We start from the raw sequence: 19493 nt of genomic DNA, 5'->3' as shown, positions 1-19493 counted from the left end.
TGCCGCCCGGTCGATTCCGTCTCGTGACCTCACGCCCCGCCCCGGCGCGCCCCCGTGCGGCATGATGGCCACAGGACCAGGGAACGAGGGGAAGCGGTGCCCGCAGCAGCCAGTGAACCGCGTGGCGGCGCGGCCGGTGACCGTCTCATCGCCGGACGCTACCGGCCGGCGGCCCGGCTCGGCCGGGGCGGCATGGGCACCGTGTGGCGCGCCACCGACGAACTCCTGGGCCGCCAGGTCGCCGTCAAGGAACTGCACCCCGACGGCGGCGCCCCCGCCACCGCCGCGCTCCGCGAGGCGCGCGCCGTGGCGCAGTTCAAGCACCCGCACGTCATCGGCGTCCACGACGTCGTCGAGCAGGACGGCCGCTCGTACATCGTGATGGAGCTGGTCGAGGGCGGCTCGCTCGCCGACCGGCTGCGCGGCAGCGGTCCCGTGGACGCCCCCGAGGCCGCCCGGATCGGCATCGCGCTGCTCGGCGCGCTGAGCGCCGCGCACCGCCAGGGCGTGCTCCACCGCGACCTCAAGCCCGCCAACGTCCTGTTGGAGGAGGGCACCGGCCGGGTCGTGCTCACCGACTTCGGTATCGCGCAGCTGCCGGGGTCCACCACGATCAGCGAGGACGGCGCCTTCGTCGGCTCGCCCGAGTACACCTCTCCGGAGCGGATGCAGGGCGCCGCCGCCGGGCCCGAGTCCGACCTGTGGTCGCTGGGCGCGCTGCTGTGCGCCGCCCTGAGCGGCGAGTCCCCGTTCCACCGCGACTCCCTGGGCGGGGTGCTGCACGCGGTGGTCACCGACGAGATCCGTCCGCCCCTGGCCGCCGCCCCGCTGCTGCCGGTCGTCCGCGGGCTCCTGGAGCGCGACCCGGCGCGCAGGCTCACCGCGGACGAGGCGCACGAGATGCTGCGCGCGTACGTGTCGAGCGGAGCCACCCCCGTAGCGCCCCGGCAGTACACGCCGACCGAGCGGGTCGCCGTGGTGGAGCCGGCGCGCCGGTCCAGGACCCGGGCCGCGCTGATCGCGGTGGCCGCGGTCGTGGTGCTCGGCGGTGCGGGCGCGGGCGCGGCGGCCCTGCTGAGCGGCGGCGACGAGGGCGGTGGGCAGGCCAGGGCGGCGGGCGGAACGGCGACGGTCACCGGGCACGCGTCCGCCGCGGCCGAGCCCGGCCCGCCCGGCCCCACGGTGACGGTCACCCGGGCCGGCGAGCCGTCACCGCTCGGGACCGCGCCCGCCGGGTACCGCCACGTCCGCGACCCGGACGGCTTCGGCCTGACGGTCCCGGCGGGGTACGTCCGTACCACCGACGACCGGCGCGTCTTCTACGTGTCGCCGGACGGGGCCTTCCGGCTGGGCATCCGCCTCCAGCAGTCCGTCTCCGGCGGCCCGCTCGGCGTGATGCGCCACTCCCACGCCAACGGGCCCGACACCAACCCCGGTTACCGGGGCGGCAAGGTCGTCTCCACCACCCACCAGGGCCACGACGCGGCGCTGTGGGAGTTCAGCTGGAACGGCTTCAGCGCGGCCGAGGGGCCCCGGCACACCTACGACGAGTGCTGGGACGAGAACGGGACGATGTACGACGTGTGGGTCTCGGCCCCCGTCAGCCGCCTCGACGAGGCCAAGCGGCACTTCGACACCGCGCTCGACTCCTTCACGCCCTCGGCCTGACCGCCCACCCGGCGGGCCATCCACCGGGCGGGCCGCCCACCCGGAAACGGCCCCGGGCTCCACGGCGTTCGGGGCCGGCTCCGCAGGTACAACGCGCTGATCAGCGCATATGTCGCCAGTGGTCGCTGGCGCGGTGGTGAGGGTTCCGAAATCTGTTACCGGCGGGTACCCAAACCGCCGTGCCCGGCATACGCTCCCCCCATGACGGACTCGCAGGCCACGCCCACCAGCACCCGTACGAACCCGGTCGCCGCCGCCCCGGCGGGCGCCCGCACCGCCGCCGCCGTGGTCACCCCGGAGGTGGTCGCCAAGCTCGTCCGGGGAGTGGCGGGCTCCGGCCGGACGGCCAATCACACGCCGTTCACCGGCGAGAAGCTGGCGGACCTGCCCGAGTCCACGCCCGACGACGTCGCCGGCGCCTTCGCGCGCGCCCGCGCCGCCCAGCCCGCCTGGGCGGCGACCCCGGCGCGGGAGCGCGCCGCCGTCCTGCTGCGCTTCCACGACCTGGTCCTGGACTGCCAGGCCGAGGTCCTCGACCTCATCCAGCTGGAGACCGGCAAGGCCCGTCTGCACGCTCACGAGGAGGTGCAGGCCGTCGCCGTGGCCGCGCGCCACTACGGCCGCAAGGCGCCCGCGTATCTGCGCCCCAGGCGCCACACCGGTGTGGTCCCGACCCTCACCAAGGTCACCGAACTGCGCCAGCCGCGCGGGGTGGTGGGGCAGATCGCGCCCTGGAACTACCCGTTCGAGCTGTCCGTCGGCGACGCGCTGCCCGCCTTCGTCTCCGGCAACGCCGTGGTGATGAAGCCCGACACCGAGACCGCGCTCACCGCGCTGTGGGCCCGTGACCTGCTGATCGAGGCAGGGCTTCCCGCCGAGGTGTTCCAGGTGGTCCTCGGTGAGGGCCCGGTCGTCGGCCCCGAGGTCGTCCGCCACGCCGACTACGTCTCCTTCACCGGCTCCACCCGCACCGGACGCGAGGTCGCCCAGGGCGCCGCGGCCCGGCTGGTCGGCGTCTCGCTGGAGCTGGGCGGCAAGAACGCGATGCTGGTGCTGCGCGACGCCGACGTGGAGAAGGCCGCCGCGGGCGCCGTCCGCGCCTGCTTCTCCTCGGCGGGCCAGCTCTGCATCTCCATCGAGCGGCTGTACGTCCACGAGTCGGTCGCGGACGTCTTCGTCGAGCGGTTCGCCGCCCGGACGAAGGCCATGCGGCTCGGCAACTCCCTCGCGTACGGCGCCGACATGGGCTCCCTGGTCGGCGAGCGCCAGCTGGAGACCGTGACCCGGCACGTCGAGGAGGCCGTCGCCAAGGGCGCGAGGCTCGTCGTGGGCGGCGTCGCCCGTCCCGACATCGGCCCGCTCTTCTACGAGCCGACCATCCTCGAAGGCGTCGAGGCACCGATGGCCGTCTGCACCGAGGAGACCTTCGGCCCGGTCGTCTCCGTCTACCGGTTCACCGACGAGGACGAGGTGATCGAGAACGCGAACGCCACCCCGTACGGCCTCAACTCCTCGGTGTGGACGAAGGACTCCAGGCGCGGCCACGAGGTCGCCGCACGGCTGCGCACCGGCACGGTCAACATCAACGAGGGGTACGCCCCGGCCTACGGCAGCGTCCAGTCCCCGATGGGCGGCATGAAGGACTCCGGTCTCGGGCGGCGCCACGGCTCCGAGGGCATCCTCAAGTACACCGAGGCCCAGACCGTCGCCCAGCAGCGCCTGCTGCCGCTCGCGCCGTCCTTCGGGATGGACGACGAGAAGTACGCCGCGTTCATGACGCGCAGCCTGAAGGCGATGAAGGCCCTGCGCCTGCGCTGACCCCCGTCCCGCCCCCGCCCTTTCTGTTTCGTACGAGGAGAGCCGATGCCCCAGGAGACGCGCGCCCGGAACCAGGAACTCCAGCCGGAGGACGAGGGGGCGTACGACTACGACGTCCTGGTCGTCGGCTCCGGCTTCGGCGGCTCGGTGACGGCCCTGCGGCTGACCGAGAAGGGCTACCGGGTGGGCGTCCTGGAGGCGGGCCGCCGCTTCACGCCCGGCACGCTGCCGAAGAACTCCTGGGACATCAAGAACTACCTGTGGGCGCCGAAGCTGGGGATGTACGGCATCCAGCGCATCCATCTGCTCGGCAACGTGATGGTGCTGGCCGGGGCGGGCGTCGGGGGCGGCTCGCTCAACTACGCCAACACCCTCTACGTACCGCCGAAGCAGTTCTTCGAGGACCCGCAGTGGAAGGACATCACCGACTGGCAGGAGGAGCTGACCCCGTACTACGAGCAGGCCAAGCGCATGCTCGGGGTCCGGCTCAACCCGACGATGACCCCCTCCGACGTCCACCTCAAGGCGGCGGCGCAGCGGATGGGCGTGGGCGACACCTTCCACATGGCGCCGGTCGGGGTCTTCTTCGGCGACGGACAGGACGCGGACGGCGCCGCCAAGGCGCGGCCGGGGGAGCAGGTCGCCGACCCGTACTTCGGCGGGGCGGGCCCGGCGCGCAAGGCGTGCGTCGAGTGCGGCGAGTGCATGACGGGCTGCCGCCACGGCGCCAAGAACACCCTCAACGAGAATTACCTCCACCTCGCCGAGAAGTCGGGCGCGGTCGTCCACCCCATGACGACGGTCGTCTCGGTCACCGACGACTCGCAGGGCGGCTACGCGGTCGCCACGCTCCCCACGGACAACCGCAGGAAGGGCACGGGCCGCCTCTTCACGGCCCGCCGGGTGGTGATCGCGGCGGGCACCTACGGCACCCAGACCCTGCTCCACCGCATGCGCGCGGGCGGCCAGCTGCCGTACCTCTCCCCGCGGCTCGGCGAGCTGACCCGCACCAACTCCGAGGCGCTGGTCGGGGCGCAGACCGACAACCGCCGCTACCGCAAGGCGCACGGCGCCGCGCGGGCCGACTTCACCCGCGGCGTCGCCATCACCTCCTCGGTCCACCCCGACGAGAACACCCACATCGAGCCGGTCCGCTACGGCCGGGGCTCCAACGCCATGGGCGGGCTGTCCATCCTCCAGGTGCCGTACGCGGAGGGCTCCTCGCGCGCGCTGGGCTGGCTGGCGAACGCGGTGAAGCACCCCACGCTCCTCGCCCGCTCGCTGAGCAACCGCCGCTGGTCGGAGCGGACCATCATCGGCCTCGTGATGCAGTCCCTGGACAACTCGCTCACCACGTATCTGAAGCCGGACGGCGTCGGCAAGGGCCTGCTCACGGCCCGCCAGGGGCACGGCGCGCCGAACCCGAAGCAGATCAGGGCGGCCTCCGAGGCGGCCACCGCGATCGCGGCCGAGATCAACGGCTTCGCGGGCTCGAACGTCGGGGAGCTGATGGGCACCCCGCTGACCGCGCACTTCCTGGGCGGCTGCCCGATCGGGGCGTCGGCCGAGGAAGGCGTGATCGACCCGTACCACCGGCTCTACGGGCACCCGGGCATCTCGGTGGTCGACGGCGCCGCGGTCTCGGCCAACCTGGGCGTCAACCCCTCCCTGACGATCACGGCCCAGGCCGAGCGGGCGATGTCGCTGTGGCCGAACAAGGGCGAGGCCGATCCGCGCCCGGCGCAGGGGCGGCCGTACGTACGGGTCGCGGCGGTGGAGCCGAAGGCCCCGGCGGTCCCGCAGGACGCGTTCGGCGCGCTGCGGCTGCCGTTCCTGGGGATGCCGACGGTACCGGCGAAGGCGGAGTCCGCGGCGGACAGCGGGGCCTGAGCAGCGGCGGGAGGCGGCCCCGCGAAAAAACGAGGAGCGCTGCACCCCCCTCCGAGTGCAGCGCTCCCCGCTCGTCCGTGGGCCGCTCGCCGAGCAGGCGGGGCCGTTGGTTCCGCATAAATGACCCGCCAATCCTGTCAATGGTTGTCCCAGGACTCACAGAATTCTTATGTGCTCCCTGTCACACCCTCGTCACAGGCGTCGCGGACCTCCGCCCGGCCGCCGGAAGGGCGGGGCGCCGGGCAGTCAGGCAGCCGGGGTAGGCAGGCAGCCGGGCAGAGCGAAGGGCCCCGCACCGGGCCATCCGTCCTGGGGATGGCTCCGCGGGGCCCTCGGCCGTCAGCACCGGCGTCAGGGCAGCGTCGGTGCCTGGGGGACGGCGCCGGGGGGCGGCGCCGCTGGGGGACGTGATCTGGGGAGAGCGTGCGGGAGGGACTGCGGGCCGCCGCAGCCGTTCGGACCGGATGCGGCCGGCCCCGGGCGTCCCCGGAGCCGACCGCTTCTTGAAGGGGTGACCGGGCTGCTGTCCCCTGCCGTCCGGTCACGCGCGCTGGGGCGAGGTCCCACGACGTGCCGACGGCACGTCACACGCCCCAGCGGAGCCACGCGTGGATTCTTCGGGCCCGCCCCTGGCTGGCACGGACACCCTGACCAACGAAGCCGGGCACCGGCCGGTCACGGCGCCGGACGGGTGAGGCTGCGCCGGCCCCGGACCCGGACGGACAGAGAGACGGACAGCGGGCCGAGCCCGGACACGCACCGGTCGCACGGTCTCAGATACGGCCCCGGCACAGCTCCAGCATCGTCATCGCCAGCGCCGTGCCCGGCTTGCCCAGGGCGTCGCGGTAGTGGGCGAGCACCTCCATCTCGCGGTTCAGGTTCACCCGGCGACCGCCCGAGGCGATCCGGGACTCCTGGATGACGGCCGAGACCGCCATGCGTTCCTGGATCAGGCCGATGATGCGGTCGTCGAGCGCGTCGATGCGCTCACGGGCGCCGGTGATCACGGTGGCGGCCTCGTCGGTGCGGGCGCCGGTCTTCTCGGCGGGGGTGACGGACATGGGGGCTCCTCGGGGCTCCGGTGCCCCGGGCGACACGGTCCGCGAACGCCAGAGCGCCCCGGGCCTTGTCGGCCCGGGGCGCTCTGGGAAGTGTCTGGTCGGTTGCTCAAGCAGCAGAGCCGACGAACCCACAGCAGCCGGACGGGCCGGTGCCATAGGTAAAGACGAAGGTCTGGTGCTCGCGCATGGCGACAGTATGGACCGACGGCCCCGGGCCGGGCCAATCCCGGTTCGGATGGTGAGACGAAAGGTCCCGCGCCGCTGCCCGGTAGAATCGAATTCAGACCCCCTCCCACCGCCGGAAGGCCGCCAGTGTCATCAGCGTCCCCAGCTGCCGCGCCCGCATCCAACCCGGACGTAGTCCTCGTTGTCGACTTCGGCGCCCAGTACGCCCAGCTCATCGCCCGACGCGTCCGTGAGGCCCGGGTCTACAGCGAGATCGTGCCCAGCACGATGCCCGTCGCCGAGATGCTGGCCAAGAACCCGAAGGCGATCATCCTCTCGGGGGGCCCGTCCTCCGTCTACGCGGAAGGCGCCCCCGTCCTGGAGCGCGAGATCTTCGAGGCCGGCGTCCCGGTCTTCGGCATGTGCTACGGCTTCCAGCTGATGGCGACGACGCTCGGCGGCACGGTCGACGACAACGGCGCGCGCGAGTACGGCCGCACGCCCCTGCACGTCACCCAGGCCGGCTCCACGCTCTTCGAGGGCACGCCCACCGAGCAGCCGGTGTGGATGTCGCACGGCGACGCCTGCTCCGCCGCTCCCGAGGGCTTCACCGTCACCGCGTCCACGGACGTCGTACCGGTCGCCGCCTTCGAGAACGATGAGAAGAAGCTGTACGGCGTGCAGTACCACCCCGAGGTGATGCACTCCACCTACGGCCAGCAGGTCCTGGAGCACTTCCTCTACCGGGGCGCGGGCATCGAGCCCACCTGGACCACGCACAACGTCGTGGAGGAGCAGGTCGCCCTCATCCGCGAGCAGGTCGGCACCAAGCGCGCCATCTGCGGTCTGTCCGGCGGCGTGGACTCCGCGGTTGCCGCGGCCCTCGTCCAGAAGGCCATCGGCTCCCAGCTGACCTGCGTGTACGTCGACCACGGTCTGATGCGCAAGGGCGAGACCGAGCAGGTCGAGAAGGACTTCGTGGCCGCCACCGGCGTCCAGCTGAAGGTCGTCGACGCGCAGGAGCGGTTCCTCACCGCGCTCGCGGGCGTCTCCGACCCGGAGACCAAGCGGAAGATCATCGGCCGCGAGTTCATCCGCGTCTTCGAGCAGGCCCAGGCCGAGATCGTGGCCGAGGGCGCGGCGGACGGCGAAGAGGTCGCCTTCCTCGTCCAGGGCACCCTGTACCCGGACGTGGTCGAGTCCGGCGGCGGCACCGGTACCGCCAACATCAAGTCGCACCACAACGTGGGCGGGCTCCCGGAGGACCTGGAGTTCCAGCTCGTCGAGCCGCTGCGCAAGCTGTTCAAGGACGAGGTCCGGATGGTCGGCCAGGAGCTCGGCCTGCCGGAGGAGATCGTCCAGCGCCAGCCGTTCCCCGGCCCCGGCCTCGGTATCCGCATCGTCGGCGAGGTCACCAAGGACCGCCTGGACCTGCTGCGCGAGGCCGACGCCATCGCCCGCGAGGAGCTGACGGCGGCCGGTCTCGACCGCGAGATCTGGCAGTGCCCGGTCGTGCTGCTCGCGGACGTCCGCAGCGTCGGCGTCCAGGGCGACGGCCGCACCTACGGCCACCCGATCGTGCTGCGCCCGGTCTCCTCCGAGGACGCCATGACCGCGGACTGGACGCGGATGCCGTACGACGTGCTGGCGAGGATCTCGACGCGTATCACCAACGAGGTGGCCGACGTCAACCGCGTCGTCCTCGACGTGACGAGCAAGCCGCCGGGCACGATCGAGTGGGAGTAGGACTCCCGAGTGACGAAAGCGGCGCCGCCGTCCCGGATCCCGGGGCGGCGGCGCCGTCGTATCCGCTCCCGCACGACTCTGTTCACCTGCGAGAACGCGCGGTAACTTCCCCGCCATGACCGACTTCCCGCAGCGGCCCGCCCCCGCCCCCGTGCCCGTGGACCGGCTCCACTTCACCCTGCCGTCCGCCCACCCCACCGCCGCCGAGGAGCGTCGGCACCGCCGGGAGCGGCTGGCCGGGGCCCTGCGGCTGCTGGCGCGGGCCGGCTGCGAGGAGGGGGTCTCGGGGCACATATCGGCGCGCGACCCGGAGTTCGAGGACTGCTACTGGGTGAACCCGTTCGGGGTGCCGTTCGCCCGGGTCACCGCGGGCGAGCTGGTGATGGTCAACGGAGAGGGACAGGTCGTCGAGGGGCGCCACCACGTCAACCAGGCGGCGTTCGCGGTCCACGCCCAGGTGCACCGGGCCCGGCCCGATGTGGTGGCGGTGGCCCACACCCATTCGGTGCACGGGCGCGCGTTGGCGGCGCTGGGCGAGCTGATCGAGCCGTACACCCAGGAGGCGTGCGCCTTCTTCGAGGACCACGCCCTCTTCGACGCCTATACGGGAGTGGTCGTCGACGCCGAGGAGGGGCGCCGGATCGCGGCCGCGCTCGGCGCGTACAAGGCGGTGATCCTGCGCAACCACGGGCTGCTGACCGTGGGCGATTCGGTGGACGCGGCGGCCTGGTGGTTCCTTTCGATGGAGCGCTGCGCCGAGGTGCAGCTGCTGGCGCGGGCCGCCGGCAAGCCCGTGCCGATCGCCCGTCGGGACGCCGTCGCCACCCGCGACCAGCTGGGCAGCGACCTCGTCGCATGGATCAACTACCAGCCGCTGTGGCGGCGGATCAGTGAGTCGGAGCCCGAACTGCTGTCGTAGTCCGTCAATTTGATGGTGCGTCAATCACCCTCCGCGCGTGCCTCTGTCGTCCGGGGGATGGTTTTCGTGCGGCACAATTCCCTGACAGTCGGCAGGACTTGAGGGAAGGGCGAGATTTCCGTGGCGGTGCAGGAGGCTCGGCAATGCGGTGGTGACTGCGGTCCCGGAGCGCGGGACGGTCACCGGCGCGCGGTGGCGGCGTTCCTGGCCAAGCGCGACGGTCTCGCCGCCGGGGAGGGGCTGCCCGCCGCCGTGGCGCACTCCGCCGGGGCGTCCCGCCAGTGGGTGTCGGACGAGCTCACCCAGTCCGCCCGGGCGCTCGCCGAACGGGGCCGCGAGGCGGGGCAGGCCTGGCCCGCGGCGGTCTGGCGGGCCACCCTGGCGGTGGTGTGGGCGGGCGTCGCGGTACTGGCCCTGGTGGAGTCGTCCACCGCGATCGGCGTGGGCTGGAACCGGGCCAGGACCGCCGGCCTGGTCGCCGCCCTGGTGGCGGCGGTCGTCCTGAGCGGCGCGGGATGGCTGCACCGGGCGCGCGGCGGAGTCCTCGCGCCGGTCGTCGGTGAGGACAACCGGCTGTCCACCTCGCGCGCGGTGGCCGCCGCCTGGATGCTGCTCGTGGCCTTCGCGGTGCTGCTCCTGGCCGTACGGCTGGCGGGGGCCTCGGGCGCGAAGGAGCGCGACGCGCTGATCCACGGCCTCGGACTCTCCCGTGGCGCGGGCCTGCTGGCGGTGGTCGCGCTGGTCAGCGCGGTGACGGTGGTGGTGCGCCGGGTGGTGGCCGTCCGCATCGCGGGGCAGCGGCTCCAGAAGGTGCGCGCGGAGCGGCCGCGCGCCGCCGATCTGCTCACCGACGACGCCGGGCGCGGCAGCTTCGCTGACGTCCAGTACGTCCTGGTCTCCGCGGTCGCCCTGCTGTTCGCCGCCGTACGCCTGGCCCGGCGGCCCGACCGGCTGCCCGATCTGCCGTGGGCGCTGGCCTTCCTGGTGGCCGTGTCCGCGCTGACGTACTTCGCGGGGAAGTACGCCGAAGGCGGTCGTCCCGTCGTGCTCTCGGTGGTCCGGGCGCGCGAGGCGGGCGATCTGGACGCGCCGATCCGTACCGGAGACGACATCGAGATCCGCGGCGTCGGATTCGTACCGCCCGGAGCGGGCACCCCCGACCGCCTCGCCCAGATGGTCGTGCGGATCGGCGCCGTCCATGTCCATGTGCCGCTGGTCCCGGTCGCCGGCGGCTTCGCCAACCCCAGCGACACCGTGCTGACCGTGCCGGTCCCGGTGGACGTCGAGCCGGGGCGGGTGGAGGTGCGGGTGATCACGGCGGCGGGCCTGGAGACGAACCGGGTGACGATCGACGTCACCGACTGAACCGGTGCCGCCACCGGGGAAACCGGTTGAGCGGTGAACCGGTTGAGCCCGCCGCGGCTTCCGTACGTATGGTCTGGTGACAGGGGTTACGGAAGGCGGGAACGGCGATGGCACACGGAAATCACCCCCGGACGCGGGGCGGGGCGGCCACCGGCGGGGGCCTGCGGGGGCTGAAGGAGACGGCCGGCAGATACGCGCTGCTGCCGCTGCGCGTCTTCCTCGGCGTCACGTTCGTCTACGCCGGGCTCGACAAGATGACCGGCGGGACCCCCAGCCTCAAGGCGAGCGGCAGCGGCTCGCTCGGGGAGCTGATGCACTCGGTGCGGGACAGCTCCGCGATCCCCGCCCTCGTCGACCTCGCCCTGAAGAGCCCGGTCGGCTTCGGATACGCCATCGCCATCGGCGAGGTGGCCGTGGGGGTGGGCATCCTGATCGGTCTGTTCGGCCGGCTCGCGGCGCTCGGCGGCGCGCTGATCTCGCTCAGCCTGTGGCTGACCGTGAGCTGGGCGACCACGCCCTACTACTACGGCAACGACCTGGCCTATCTGATGGCCTGGCTGCCGCTCGTGCTCGCCGGGACGCCGCTGCTGTCCGCCGACGCCTGGCTGGCGTCGCGCCGCCGTCTGCGCACCGCGTAACCCGCCCAGCTGGCCAGCCCGGCGACGCTGAGCCCGCCGCAGACCAGCGGGATCACCTCGTACCAGGGCGTCTGCCACGCGCCGGCCGCGTCGCCCCCGAACAGGGCGGCGGTGGCCAGCATGACCACGCCCGCGAGCAGCCGGCCCGGCCGGAACTCATGACGCGGCACGGTCCACCTCCGCCTGTCCGATGGAGACGTGCAGATCGAGCTCCAGGGTCCCGGCCGGCTTCGCCCCGGCGGGCGGCGCCAGGGTCACGGTCTTCTTCTGGTTGGGCTGGATGTCGACGTCCTCCGGCTTCTCGGTGGGCAGTTGGACATCGCCGATGCCCACCACGATGTGCGCCTTCACGGTCGCGCCCAGGGGCACGAGGACCTTGAGCCGCCCGGCGCCGACCTCCGCGCGCGTCCGCACGCTCTGCCCGGCCGGCACCACGACCCTGCTCAGGTCGAGGGTGCCCTCACCCGATCCCAGCGCGTACGACGGCTGGACGTCGGCGGCCGCGGCCGGGGCCCAGTCGGTCCTGGTCCACTCGGTGGTGATGGTCTTGGGCAGCGCCGAGGCACCGGCCAGCAGGGCGGCCGTGAGGACCGCCATGAACAGCGTGCCGAACCCGGTGCGCCCCACGAACGCGCTGACCACCAGGCCGAGGCCGAAGACGACGAGGGCCGCGGCGAGGCCGATCTGGAGGGCGGTGCCCAGCGGCTGGTGCTCCCAGGCGCCCGCGGTCCCGGCGCCCGCGGCGAGCAGGGCGAGCAGGAAGACGAACCCGCCGATGGCCCGCGGGCCGCGGGTTGCCCGGTCGGCCGCCTTCCCGGCCCGGCCCGCCTTCCCGGCACGCGCCCCGGCGGGTCCGAGGCCGACGGCCGGGTCGGCGTCGTCGGCGCCCCACAGGTAGCCGGTGCCGACCGGGCCCGTGGTGCCGTCCTTGACGATCGGGTCGCGCCACCACGAGGGCGAGGCGGGGGTGGGCGGCGCCTTGGTCTCGGGCGGGGCCGCGCCGGGGCCGAAGGCGGGGGAGACGGTCCCGGGCGCGGCCGGGGCGCCCACCGCGTCCGGCGGGGCGTCCGCGGGCGTGAGGGAGCGCCGCTGGGACCAGACGCCGACGCCCGCGACGGCCAGCGTCAGCAGCCACGCGAAGCTCATCACCGAGCCGTTGCTCAGCATGGACAGGAAGATCCCGCAGCCCGCCAGCGCCATCAGCACGGCGGCCAGCGCCGGACCCTCCACCCGGCCGGAGAGCAGCCGGCGCGCCTCGTTCTCCTCCTCGCCGTCCTGGGGGAGCAGCAGCCAGCCGAACCCGTAGAAGAGCAGGCCGAGGCCGCCGGTGACGGTCAGCACGCCCAGCGCGACCCGGAAGATCACCGGGTCGATGTCGCAGTACCGCCCGAGACCGCCGCAGACGCCGCCGATCACCTTGTTGTGTCCGCTGCGGCGCAGCTGCGGCGCGGCCGACGCCGGGCCCGGGTCCGGGTCCGGCGGCGCGACGGGGGTTTCGGTCGGCGGTGTCATGACTCCATGGTGACGGGCCGTCGGCGGGTCCGGCACCCGCCTCGACCCTGGCCTCTCCCTGAGATTGCCCCTGATGCGGAGCCGGGGCCTCCCCCCGGCGGGGGAGAACGGGTCCCCCGGGAGGGGATCTCCCGCCCCCCGGGCGGGGGCCTCCCGTTCCCCCGGACCGGGGGCCCCGTCTCCCCCGCGCGGGGATCGCCCCTCCCTCCCGCGGGGATCGCGGATCAGGGGCGTTCTGGGGGCCAACCCTGATGCCCGCACCCGCACGGACGTGTGACGATCGGTCCATGCCAGTCGCCGCTCCCCGAACCGCGCCCCCCGAGGCCGACGAACCCCCCGTGCGCAAGCTCTACCGCTCGGCCGAGGGCCGGATGCTCGGTGGGGTGGCGCGGGGGCTCGCCGGGCACCTGGGGCTGCCGGTCGTCTGGGTGCGGATCGTCTTCCTCGGCCTGTTCATGATCGACGGCCTGGGGGCGCTGCTGTACGCGGTGTTCTGGTTCGTGGTGCCCCTGGGCCTGGGCGGGACGGCGGCCGAGCCGCGTTCGGCGTTCGAGGTCAGCCCCGACGGCCGCCGGCGGCTGCGCAAGCCCGACAAGGGCCAGATCGTCGCCCTGATCGCGCTCTGCGTCGGCGCGGCGATCTTCGTGGGCAATGTGAATGTGGGCGGCTGGGCCAGCCCCTACATCTGGCCCACGCTCCTGGTCGGCGCCGGGGTGATCCTGGTGTGGCGCCAGGCGGACAACGCCCGCCGGGCCCGCTGGACCGAGGGCGCCCGGCGCAGCCGGCTGCTGCCGCTGGCCCGGGGGCTGGCCGGGGTCGCGCTGGTCGGCGCGGGCTTCACCGGGTTCGTGGTGGTGCGCGGCTCGGCCGCCCAGCTCGGCAACGTCCTGACGGCCGCGCTCGCCGTCCTCGCGGGCATAGCCCTGCTGGCCGGGCCCTATCTCGTGCGGATGACCCAGGACCTCTCCGAGGAGCGCCTGATGCGCATCCGCGCCCAGGAGCGCGCCGAAGTCGCCGCCCATGTGCACGACTCGGTGCTCCACACCCTCACCCTGATCCAGCGCAACGCGGAGAACGTGGGGGAGGTGCGGCGCCTGGCCCGCGCCCAGGAGCGGGAGCTGCGGGCCTGGCTCTACAAGCCGGAGGGCACCGGCAAGGACGAGTCGGAGGAGCCGGAGACCCTGGCCGAGGCGGTGAAGAAGGCCGCGGCGGAGGTCGAGGACAAGCACGGGGTGCCGCTGGAGGTCGTGGTCGTGGGCGACTGCCCGCTCGACGAACGGCTGTCGGCGCAGATGCAGGCCGCGCGCGAGGCGATGGTCAACGCCGCCAAGTACGGTGGCGAGGGCGGCGCCGTCCAGGTCTTCGCGGAGGTCGAGGGCCGTACCGTCTTCGTGTCCGTACGGGACCGGGGCCCCGGCTTCGACCTGGACGCGGTCCCCGGCGACCGCATGGGCGTACGAGAATCGATCATCGGCCGGATGCAGCGCAACGGCGGAACGGCACGGCTGCGGGCGGTGCCCGGCGGGGGTACCGAGGTCGAGCTGGAGATGGAGAGGGCGGACGGATGACGACGGAGCAGTCCCAGCAGGGCCAGGGCGGTGCCGAGCGGCGGGTGCGGGTCGTCCTGGTCGACGACCACCGGATGTTCCGCACGGGCGTCCAGGCCGAGATCGGCCGGACCGAGGAGACGGGTGTCGAGGTCGTCGGGGAGGCGGCCGACGTGGACCAGGCGGTCACCGTGATCACGGCGACCCGGCCGGAGGTCGTCCTCCTCGACGTGCACCTGCCGGGCGGCGGCGGCGTGGAAGTCCTGCGCCGCTGTGCCCCGTTGATGGCGGACCCGGAGAACCCGGTGCGCTTCCTGGCGCTGTCCGTCTCGGACGCGGCGGAGGACGTGATCGGGGTGATCCGGGGCGGCGCCCGCGGCTACGTCACCAAGACGATCACGGGGACGGACCTGATCGCCTCGATCTTCCGGGTCCAGGAGGGCGACGCGGTCTTCTCGCCGCGTCTGGCGGGCTTCGTCCTGGACGCCTTCGCCTCGACGGACGCGCCGCCGGTCGACGAGGACCTGGACCGCCTCACCCAGCGCGAGCGGGAGGTGCTGCGGCTGATCGCCCGCGGCTACGCGTACAAGGAGATCGCCAAGCAGCTGTTCATCTCGGTGAAGACGGTCGAGTCCCACGTCTCGGCGGTCCTGCGCAAGCTCCAGCTGTCCAACCGGCACGAGCTGACGCGCTGGGCCACGGCCCGGCGGCTGGTCTGAGGGGGCCGGGCAGGGGGCGGGGTCGGCGCGCTGCCAGGGCTGACCCGGCGGGGCCGGGGCGGCGGACCGGGGGCCGGCCCGGCGGGGGCGTCGCGGGACCGGCGGCACCGGAGGCAGCCGCCGCGAGAGTAAAGGACTCGCAAAGCGGGGCAACTCCCGCCAGGTCAAGCGGCTCTTCCCGTCCGTGATGAGCCTGACCGGTACCCCCTTCCTGCTGACCGCCGTCCTCGTGGCGGTGGCGGCCCTGCTGCTTCCCCTGTTCCTGTGGAGCAGGATCGGCGGCCCGGCCGTGGTGCGCGGAGTCTCCCGGCTGCTCATGCTGCTGTTCGCCCAGTTCACCGCCGTCCTCGTGGTCTTCGTCCTGGTCAACAACGCCAACGGGCTCTACGACACCTGGGACGACCTGCTCGGCACCGGCAACCACGTCAACGCCGCCCCCGACCTCGGCCCCGACGGCACCGGCGGCCGCGAGCCCGCGTCCGCGCCCAAGGTGAAGCAGGTCTTCAAGGAGTACAAGGGCAAGGTCGGCGACGGCGTCATGAAGACCACGCTCAAGGGCGCGATCTCCGGAGTCGAGGGCGACGTCGCGGTCTGGCTGCCGCCGCAGTACAACGACCCCGCGTACAAGGACAAGACGTTCCCCGTGGTCGAGCTGCTGCCCGGCTACCCGGGCTCCATCGGCGCCTGGTTCGGCTCGCTGCACACCCAGCGCCAGCTCACCCCGATGATGCGGCGCGGCGAGGTCGCGCCGTTCATCCTCGTCTCGCCGCGCACCACGCTCCTGGACGGCCGCGACACCGGCTGCGCCAACGTGCCCGGCACCGTCAACGCCGACACCTGGATCAGCGTGGACGTACGGAAGATGGTCACCGACAACTTCCGGGCCGCCACCGGCCCCGAGAGCTGGGCCGTCGCCGGGTACTCGGCGGGCGGCCACTGCGCCGCCAGGCTCGCGATCGCGCACCCGGACCGCTACCGCGCCGGCGTCGACCTCTCCGGCTACAACGACCCCGCCGCCGAGGGCGCCTCGATCACCGCGCACGACCCGAAGCTGCGTCGCGAGTCCAACCCGCTGTGGATGCTCAAGAACGCCAAGACCCCGCCGCACACCTCGCTGTTCGTCTCCGGCGACCTCGGCGACGGCTACAACGACGGGCTGGCCCTGAAGAAGGCCGCCAAGGCGCCGACGACCGTCCATGTCGTCCGGCTCAACGGCGGCGGCCACCGCAGCAGCGTATGGGAGCGCCAGGTGCCCGACGTCTTCCGCTGGCTCACCCGGGAGCTCGGTCAGGCCGGCCGGGTCGCCCCCGCGAACGGCATCTGATCGATCGGCGCGATCCGCACCGGCGCCCCCGGGTGCGGCGCGTGGATCATCTGGCCGCCGCCCACGTAGAGCCCGACATGGCTGATGCCCGAGTAGAAGAAGACCAGGTCACCGGGGGCGAGGCCGGAACGGGGCACCCGGGCGCCGGAGTTGATCTGCGTATACGTGGTCCGGGGCAGCGAGACGCCCGCCGCGCCCCAGGCCGCCTGGGTCAGCCCCGAGCAGTCGAACGCGGACGGCCCGGTCGCGCCCCACACGTACGGCTTTCCGAGCGCGCTGTAGGCGTACGCGACGGCCGCGGCCGCCCGGCCGTTGGGCGCAGGAAGCCCGGCGGGGGCCGAGAGGGGCGCGCCGGAGGCCGAGGAGCGGCTCGCGCGGCCGGGGGTGCCCGCGCCGGTCCGGGCGCCGTCCTCGCTCTCGTACGCCTGGCGCTCCTCGGCGGTCAGCCGCGCGAGCAGCGCCCGCGCCGACTCGATCTTGGAGGTGACGGTCTCCTTCTGGCGCTTCAGCTCGGCCTGGCGGGCGCGCAGCTCCGCGAGGCGGCCGTCGGCGGCGGTGTGCAGACGCTTCAGCTCGGCGAGCTGCCTGCGGACCCCGGCGACGGCGCTCGCCGTCCGGTCCCCGGCCCGCTCCTGGAAGGCCGCGTCGTCCAGGTACCGCCGCGGGTCGGACGAGAGCATCAGCTGGAGCGCGGGGGCGACCCCGCCGGTGCGGTACTGGGCGGTGGCGATGGAACCGAGTGCGTTGCGCGCGCTGCCCAGCCTGTCGGCCTTGCGCGCGGCCTCGTCCTGGAGCGCGGTGACGGCCGCCTGGGCGTCGTCCGCCTTCTCCTTGGCGCCGTTGTACGCCTCGGTGGCGACCTCGGCCTCCTGGTAGAGCTTGTCCACCTTGGCCTTGACCTGGGCCGGGGTCAGGCGGGGCTCGGCGTGTCCGGAGCCCTCGAAAGCGGTGGCGGTGGCGGCCCCGGCCAGGGCGAGGGTGGCCGCGGTGCGGGCGGCGGGGCCGGTGAGCGGGTGCTGCCTGGGCTTTCGATGTGCAGCCACTAGGTGCCTTCACGTCCTTCCGTGCGCACCCGGCGACGGACCGCACAGGGGGAACGGCCCGCCGCCGGATCTCTCGGCCGGCGACCGTCTGCCGCCCCCCGAGGGAGCGGCGATGGGGAGTCGGTCGCCTGGAGGAGGACGCTAAACCTGGGCCACACGGGGGGGTGACGCGAAGCGGTGAAGTGTTCTGTTCCGGTGCCTCCATGACCGAAGGTGACCGCTTCACCATCGGGTGGGCCCGTTTCCCGATGCCGCTGTGACCGAGGAGCCGGACGGGGCCCACCTGCCCGAAGCGCCGTGCTACGCGATGGCTAGGCTCGCGAACCATGGACGTACTCATCAATGTCTTCGTCGCCCTGCACATCATCGGCATCGCCTCCCTGCTGGGCGGCTTCCTGACCCAGATGAAGGCGATGGGTGCCGGGACCGCGCGCTTCGTGCCCGCGATGCTGCACGGCGCGCTGACGATGCTGGTCACGGGGGTGGCCCTGGTGGGCCTGAACCAGGCCGACGACCACGCGGTGAACACCGCCAAGATCGGCCTGAAGCTCGCGGTCCTGGTGGTGATCCTCGGCCTGGTCTATGTGAAGCGCGACGACGAGAAGGTGGAGAAGGCCCTGTTCGGCGCGGTGGGCGGACTGACCGTGGCCAACATCTTCATCGCGACGCTCTGGACGTGAGCGCGGGCGCGCGCAGGGGCGCGCACACCGCCGCCCCCTAGGCGGGACGCACGCTCCCGTAGATCGGCATGTAGTAGATCGACTCCTCGCGGACGTACGCCCCCGGCTTCGGCGCGTGGATCATCATCCCGTTGCCGATGTACATCCCGACGTGGCTGATGTCGTCGTAGAAGAAGACCAGGTCACCGGGGCGCAGGTCGTCCGTGGCCACCCGGGTGCCGGTCTTGACCTGGTCCCAGGTGGTGCGCGGCAGATCGACCCCGGCGGCCTTCCAGGCGGCCTGGGTGAGCCCGGAGCAGTCGTACGAGGACGGCCCGGTCGCGCCCCAGACGTACGGCTTGCCGATCTGGTCGCGGGCGAACGCGAGGGCCTGGGCGGCCTTGGTGCTCGTGGTGGGGGAGGACGGAGCGCCCGACCCCGACCCCGACCCCGACCCCGTTCCTGACCCCGACCCCGCCCCCGTGCCCGTACCGGTCCCCGTGCCCGTCGCCTTCGGCGGCTTCTTCGCCGCCTCGGCCGCCTCCGCCGCCTTCCTGGCCGCCGCCTGGCGCGCGGCAAGCTCCGCCGCCTTCTTCCGCGCCTCCTCCCGCTTCTCGGCCTCCAGCTCCGCGAGCCGCGCCTTCTCCCGCGCGGTCAGCGTCCCCAGCAGCGTGCGCGCGGCGGCCAGCTTGGACTGCACGTCCTTCTTGCCGGCCCGCAGCGCCTCCTGCGAGGCGGTCAGCCGCTCCAGGCCCCGGGCCGCCTCCGCGCGCCGGGTCGCGACGCCCGCCCGCTGGGTCTCGAAGTCCCGCAGCGCCTGCTCCTCGCGGCCGGTCAGCTGCTTCATCAGGTGGTCGCGGGCGAAGAAGGCCTGCGGGTCGTCCGCGAGCATCAGGGTCGCGGTCGAGGCCATGCCGCCGGTGCGGTACTGCTCGGCTGCGTAGGAGCCCAGCACCCGGCGGGTGTCGTTCAGCCGGGCGGTGCCCCGGGCGACCTGGTCGAGCATGCCGTCGACCTTGGTGCGCTGGACCTCGGTCGCCTCCTTGGCCCGGTTGTACGTCTCCGTGGCCGTGCCCGCCTGCCGGTAGAGGTCGTCGACCTTGCGCTGGACCTCCTCGACCGTCGGCCCCGGGCCGCCGGGCGCCGCGCCCGCGCTCTGGGCCAGCAGGCCCACCGAGGCGAGCGCGGCCGTGGTGATGCCGACGGCGGGAGCGGCCGGACGTACGCGGGTGCGCGGCTTGCGGTGGGAGGGCAAGGCCGACACCTCCTTACGGATCGTGCCGAGCGGGTGCGGTCCCCGGACGGGGGCGTTCCCGGTTGAGGCGGCACGGTAGCCAACTCGTGCGGCCACTGGGAAGGTTGATGTCCGACAGGCCCGATACATTCCCGTGACCTTTACCCTCCGTAGTCGTTGGTTCG

16 protein-coding genes are annotated in these 19493 nt (G+C 73.5%); 11 read left to right on the top strand and 5 right to left on the bottom strand.

The window, feature by feature from the left end:
- Positions 1 to 192 precede the first annotated feature (192 nt).
- The 3 genes from ABZ404_RS15400 to ABZ404_RS15390 all read left to right on the top strand — a co-directional run bounded on the left by ABZ404_RS15400 (position 193) and on the right by ABZ404_RS15390 (position 5376).
- Positions 193 to 1668, top strand: a complete 1476-nt coding sequence (locus tag ABZ404_RS15400; protein WP_358835330.1) for a serine/threonine-protein kinase — start codon at positions 193 to 195, stop codon at positions 1666 to 1668.
- A 201-nt stretch (positions 1669 to 1869) separates the two neighbouring features.
- Positions 1870 to 3486: a succinic semialdehyde dehydrogenase gene (locus ABZ404_RS15395; RefSeq protein ID WP_358835328.1), complete on the top strand. Its 1617-nt coding sequence runs from the start codon at positions 1870 to 1872 to the stop codon at positions 3484 to 3486.
- Between the two features lie 45 nt (positions 3487 to 3531).
- Positions 3532 to 5376: a GMC family oxidoreductase gene (locus tag ABZ404_RS15390; RefSeq protein ID WP_358835327.1), complete on the top strand. Its 1845-nt coding sequence runs from the start codon at positions 3532 to 3534 to the stop codon at positions 5374 to 5376.
- Between the two features lie 773 nt (positions 5377 to 6149).
- Here ABZ404_RS15390 and ABZ404_RS15385 read toward each other — a convergent pair.
- Positions 6150 to 6437: a chorismate mutase gene (locus ABZ404_RS15385; protein WP_358835326.1), complete on the bottom strand. Its 288-nt coding sequence runs from the start codon at positions 6435 to 6437 to the stop codon at positions 6150 to 6152.
- Between the two features lie 312 nt (positions 6438 to 6749).
- Between ABZ404_RS15385 and guaA the strand changes: the two genes are divergently transcribed.
- The 4 genes from guaA to ABZ404_RS15365 all read left to right on the top strand — a co-directional run bounded on the left by guaA (position 6750) and on the right by ABZ404_RS15365 (position 11270).
- Positions 6750 to 8348, top strand: a complete 1599-nt coding sequence (gene guaA, locus ABZ404_RS15380; RefSeq protein ID WP_358835325.1) for a glutamine-hydrolyzing GMP synthase — start codon at positions 6750 to 6752, stop codon at positions 8346 to 8348.
- A 115-nt stretch (positions 8349 to 8463) separates the two neighbouring features.
- Positions 8464 to 9267: a class II aldolase/adducin family protein gene (locus ABZ404_RS15375; RefSeq protein WP_358835324.1), complete on the top strand. Its 804-nt coding sequence runs from the start codon at positions 8464 to 8466 to the stop codon at positions 9265 to 9267.
- A gap of 114 nt (positions 9268 to 9381) precedes the next feature.
- The gene (locus tag ABZ404_RS15370; RefSeq protein WP_358835329.1) at positions 9382 to 10632 is read left to right on the top strand and encodes a hypothetical protein; all 1251 of its coding nucleotides are present in this window, start codon (positions 9382 to 9384) and stop codon (positions 10630 to 10632) included.
- Between the two features lie 107 nt (positions 10633 to 10739).
- Entirely contained in the window at positions 10740 to 11270 is a 531-nt protein-coding gene (locus ABZ404_RS15365) for a DoxX family protein (protein ID WP_358835323.1), read from the top strand.
- On the opposite strand, the gene ABZ404_RS15360 is transcribed toward ABZ404_RS15365, so the two are convergent.
- Both ABZ404_RS15360 and ABZ404_RS15355 read right to left on the bottom strand, forming a co-directional pair.
- Complete coding sequence (locus tag ABZ404_RS15360; RefSeq protein ID WP_358835322.1) at positions 11174 to 11440, bottom strand: hypothetical protein; 267 nt, start codon at positions 11438 to 11440, stop codon at positions 11174 to 11176. The genes ABZ404_RS15365 and ABZ404_RS15360 overlap by 97 nt on opposite strands.
- Complete coding sequence (locus ABZ404_RS15355) at positions 11427 to 12782, bottom strand: PspC domain-containing protein (RefSeq protein ID WP_358990461.1); 1356 nt, start codon at positions 12780 to 12782, stop codon at positions 11427 to 11429. The genes ABZ404_RS15360 and ABZ404_RS15355 overlap by 14 nt, the downstream gene beginning before the upstream one ends.
- Positions 12783 to 13069: 287 nt before the next feature.
- On the opposite strand from ABZ404_RS15355, the gene ABZ404_RS15350 reads away from it, so the two are divergent.
- The 3 genes from ABZ404_RS15350 to ABZ404_RS15340 all read left to right on the top strand — a co-directional run bounded on the left by ABZ404_RS15350 (position 13070) and on the right by ABZ404_RS15340 (position 16372).
- A complete protein-coding gene (locus ABZ404_RS15350) occupies positions 13070 to 14350 on the top strand; it encodes a PspC domain-containing protein (protein WP_358833024.1) in 1281 nt (426 codons plus the stop codon).
- Positions 14347 to 15048: a response regulator transcription factor gene (locus ABZ404_RS15345; protein ID WP_358833025.1), complete on the top strand. Its 702-nt coding sequence runs from the start codon at positions 14347 to 14349 to the stop codon at positions 15046 to 15048. The genes ABZ404_RS15350 and ABZ404_RS15345 overlap by 4 nt, the downstream gene beginning before the upstream one ends.
- A 187-nt stretch (positions 15049 to 15235) precedes the next feature.
- A complete protein-coding gene (locus ABZ404_RS15340) occupies positions 15236 to 16372 on the top strand; it encodes an alpha/beta fold hydrolase (protein ID WP_358833026.1) in 1137 nt (378 codons plus the stop codon).
- Here the strand turns inward: ABZ404_RS15340 and ABZ404_RS15335 are convergent.
- Entirely contained in the window at positions 16336 to 17415 is a 1080-nt protein-coding gene (locus ABZ404_RS15335) for an NlpC/P60 family protein (protein ID WP_358833027.1), read from the bottom strand. The genes ABZ404_RS15340 and ABZ404_RS15335 overlap by 37 nt on opposite strands.
- 326 nt (positions 17416 to 17741) lie before the next feature.
- On the opposite strand from ABZ404_RS15335, the gene ABZ404_RS15330 reads away from it, so the two are divergent.
- Complete coding sequence (locus ABZ404_RS15330) at positions 17742 to 18095, top strand: hypothetical protein (RefSeq protein WP_358833028.1); 354 nt, start codon at positions 17742 to 17744, stop codon at positions 18093 to 18095.
- A gap of 37 nt (positions 18096 to 18132) precedes the next feature.
- Here the strand turns inward: ABZ404_RS15330 and ABZ404_RS15325 are convergent, their stop codons facing one another.
- Positions 18133 to 19329, bottom strand: coding sequence for an NlpC/P60 family protein (locus tag ABZ404_RS15325; RefSeq protein ID WP_358833029.1), 1197 nt, complete (start codon positions 19327 to 19329; stop codon positions 18133 to 18135).
- Positions 19330 to 19493: the final 164 nt, after the last annotated feature.

The organism is Streptomyces sp. NPDC005878, from assembly GCF_040629815.1.
In the GTDB taxonomy this organism is placed as follows: Bacteria; Actinomycetota; Actinomycetes; order Streptomycetales; family Streptomycetaceae; genus Streptomyces.
Note: the sequence above shows the minus strand (reverse complement) of the source record. Positions and strands in the feature narration are given on the sequence as shown.